This is a genomic window from Stenotrophomonas sp. HMWF003 (genome assembly GCF_003061285.1).
Lineage (GTDB): Bacteria > Pseudomonadota > Gammaproteobacteria > Xanthomonadales > Xanthomonadaceae > Stenotrophomonas > Stenotrophomonas maltophilia_AP.
In genome coordinates, this window is sequence record NZ_QAIW01000288.1 from 5,793 (window position 1) to 8,805 (window position 3,013).

The 3,013-nt window shown below is 68.7% G+C and carries 3 protein-coding genes and 1 pseudogene; 1 reads left to right on the plus strand and 3 read right to left on the minus strand.

All coding sequences use genetic code 11. The features are described 5' to 3' along the window. Positions 1–402, plus strand: a 402-nt coding sequence (locus tag DBR34_RS22815; protein WP_258223853.1) for an Hpt domain-containing protein, incomplete at its 5' end; no start/stop codon positions are given. 15 nt (positions 403–417) lie between these two features. On the opposite strand, the gene DBR34_RS11910 is transcribed toward DBR34_RS22815, so the two are convergent. The 3 genes and pseudogenes from DBR34_RS11910 to DBR34_RS22820 all read right to left on the minus strand — a co-directional run. Continuing rightward, positions 418–807, minus strand: coding sequence for a c-type cytochrome (locus DBR34_RS11910; protein ID WP_128096952.1), 390 nt, complete (start codon positions 805–807; stop codon positions 418–420). Positions 808–896: 89 nt separating this feature from the next. Beyond that, positions 897–2,573: an electron transfer flavoprotein-ubiquinone oxidoreductase gene (locus DBR34_RS11915; protein WP_128096953.1), complete on the minus strand. Its 1,677-nt coding sequence runs from the start codon at positions 2,571–2,573 to the stop codon at positions 897–899. A 227-nt stretch (positions 2,574–2,800) separates the two neighbouring features. Next, positions 2,801–3,013 (minus strand): annotated as a pseudogene (locus tag DBR34_RS22820) (GNAT family N-acetyltransferase); the annotation flags it as partial.

The following is a 3,013-nucleotide window of genomic DNA, read 5'->3' on the forward strand; positions in this document are numbered from 1 at the left end:
GTGCTGTTGCGCTGGCTGCCCGGCCACGCCGGGGGCGCCGCCGACGGGGTGGCACCGGCGCCCACCGCGACCGCTGCCGCGGCACCCAACCGCGCCGCGATCGTGCAGCGCTTCGGCTCCGAGCACGTGGCCAGCGTGATGATCGACAGCATGCGCAGCACCACCGAGGACGACCTGCAGCGCAGCCAGGCCGCGCGTGAGGACAGCGACAGCGAGGTTGCCGTGGAGGTCCTGCACCGCATCGTGGGCGGCCTGGGCACGTTGGGTGCCATGGCCCTGGCCGACCAGGCGCGCAGGGTGATGGAGCAGATCGACGCGGCGGGCGTCGACGCCTGCCATGCCGACATCGACGCATTCGAACAGGCATTGCGCGCTTACCTGGCCTCGTTGCAGGCCAGCTGATCGCCGCGGCGCGGCTCAGCGTGCCTGTTGCAGGTACTCGATCACGTGCCTGCGTCGCTCCGGATCGGCGGTAGCGTTGAGCATGCGCGACCCGGGCACCACGCTGGCTGGCGCGCGCAGAAACGCATCCAGGGTCTGCTCGTTCCAGGTGATGTCGGACTGGCGCATGGCGTTGGAATAGGGGTAGTCAGCCAGGCTGCCGGCACGCCGCCCGATCACCCCGTGCAGGTTGGGGCCGAAGCGGTGCACGCCCCCGGGGGTGACGGTGTGGCAGCCGGCGCAGATCGCGAACGCGCGCTGCAACTGCTGCTGGTGCTGTTGTTCGGGCGTCTGCGGCGCACGCGCGCAGGCGGCCAGCCCCAGGCAGGCAACAACAACACAACACAGGCGCAGCAGCGGCTTCATCGGAATCGTCCGGTTGGGGCGAGCGCAGATGATAGCCAGCGCCGGCCGCGCGGCTACGGCCTGCGACGCAGGGTCGCAGGCCGGGTGCATTACATGCCGGTGTAGTTCGGGCCGCCACCGCCCTGCGGGGTCACCCAGACGATGTTCTGGGTGGGATCCTTGATGTCGCAGGTCTTGCAGTGCACGCAGTTCTGCGCGTTGATCTGCAGCTGTTCGCTTCCCTGCGCACCCACGAATTCGTAGACGCCGGCGGGGCAGTACCGCGCTTCCGGGCCGGCGTACTCGGCCAGGTTGACCCGTACCGGCACGCTGGCATCCTTCAGCGTCAGGTGGCTGGGCTGGTCTTCGGCGTGGTTGGTGCTGCTCAGGAACACCGAGCTGAGCCGGTCGAAGGTGAGCACGCCATCGGGCTTGGGATAGACGATCTTCGCGTGCTTGTCGGCCGGTTCCAGGCAGGCATGGTCCGGCGTGCTGTGGCGCAGCGTCCACGGCGGGTTGCGGATGCCCAGCTTGGGCAGCAGCCACTGTTCGATGCCGGTCATCAGCGTGGCGACCGTCTGGCCCTTTTTGAACCACTGCTTGAAGTTCCTGGACTGCTTGAGCTCGTCATGCAGCCAGCTGCTTTCGAACGCGGCCGGGTAGGCGCTCAGTTCGTCGTGCTGGCGGTCGGCCACCAGCGCATCGAAGGCGGCATCGGCGGCCAGCATGCCGGTCTTGATCGCCGCGTGGCTGCCCTTGATGCGGCTGACGTTGAGGAAGCCGGCTTCGCAGCCGACCAATGCGCCACCGGGGAACACGGTCTTGGGCAGCGACATCAGGCCGCCGGCGGTGATCGCGCGGGCGCCGTAACCGATGCGCTTGCCGCCCTCGAGGTGCTTGCGGATCGACGGATGGGTCTTGAAGCGCTGGAATTCCTCGAACGGGCTCAGCCATGGATTCTTGTAATCCAGGCCGACCACGTAGCCGATGGACACCTTGCCGCCATCGGCGTGGTACAGGAACGCGCCGCCGTAGGTGGCGTTGTCCAGCGGCCAACCGGCGGCGTGCACCACCAGGCCCGGCTCATGCCTGGCCGGGTCGATCTGCCACAGCTCCTTGATGCCGATGCCGTAGGCCTGCGGGTCCTTGCCGGCGTCGAGCTGGTAGCGCGCGATCAGCTGGCGGCCGAGGTGGCCGCGCGAGCCTTCGGCGAAGATCGTGTACTTGGCATGCAGTTCCATGCCGCGCTCGAAGTTCGGGCCGGGCTGGCCGTTCTTCTCGATGCCCATGTCGCCGGTGGCCACGCCCATCACCGCGCCGTCGGCGGTGTACAGCACTTCGGCGGCGGGGAAGCCGGGGAAGATCGATACCTCCAGCGCTTCGGCCTGCTGGGCCAGCCAGCGGGTGACCTCGCCCAGGCTGACGATGTAGTTGCCATCGTTATGGAAGCACTCGGGCAGCAGCGCATGCGGGGTGCCGCGCGCGCCGGTTTCGCTGAGGAACAGGAACTCGTCGCGGGTGACCTTCTGCTTCAGCGGCGCGCCGCGCTCGGCCCAGTCCGGCAACAGTTCGGTGAGCGCGCGCGGGTCCATGATGGCGCCGGACAGGATATGTGCGCCCGGCTCGGAGCCCTTTTCCAGGATGCAGACGGACAGTTCGCGGCCGGCTTCGATCGCGCGCTGGCGCAGGCGGATGGCCGTGGCCAGGCCGGCAGGGCCGGCACCGACGATCACCACGTCGAACTCCATGGCTTCACGCGGGGGCAGGGCGGTGGTCTCTTCGCTCATGGGGGGCGTAACTCTTGGGTAGTGCCACCGGCCAGGGGCCTGCGGCGGTTGCCTGGGAATCGCGCGCGGGACACGGCGCAACTACTGGATCAGATGAGCAGGGTACCGGGACGCGGCGTTTACGCCTAGATCGCCGACGTTGGCATCACGTCTGCGCGCCGTTCGCAGGTGTTTTGCTGCACTGCATCAATGCGTGCGTACCGGCGCGCCGCAGAACGAAGCCGTGCTCAGGCACTGGCCTCGAAGCCGGCGTGGTAACGCACATCGGCATCGGGGCTGTCCCCGCGCAGCCGACGCGCCTGGAAAAATTCGGCCGGGATGCCCGGCAGGCGCAGGCGCGGATCGGCCTCGAACCCGAACCGCCCGTAGTAGCCCGGATCGCCCAGCACCACGCAGCCGGCCGCCTGGCGCTGTTGCAACGCCTCGATCGCGGCTTGCAT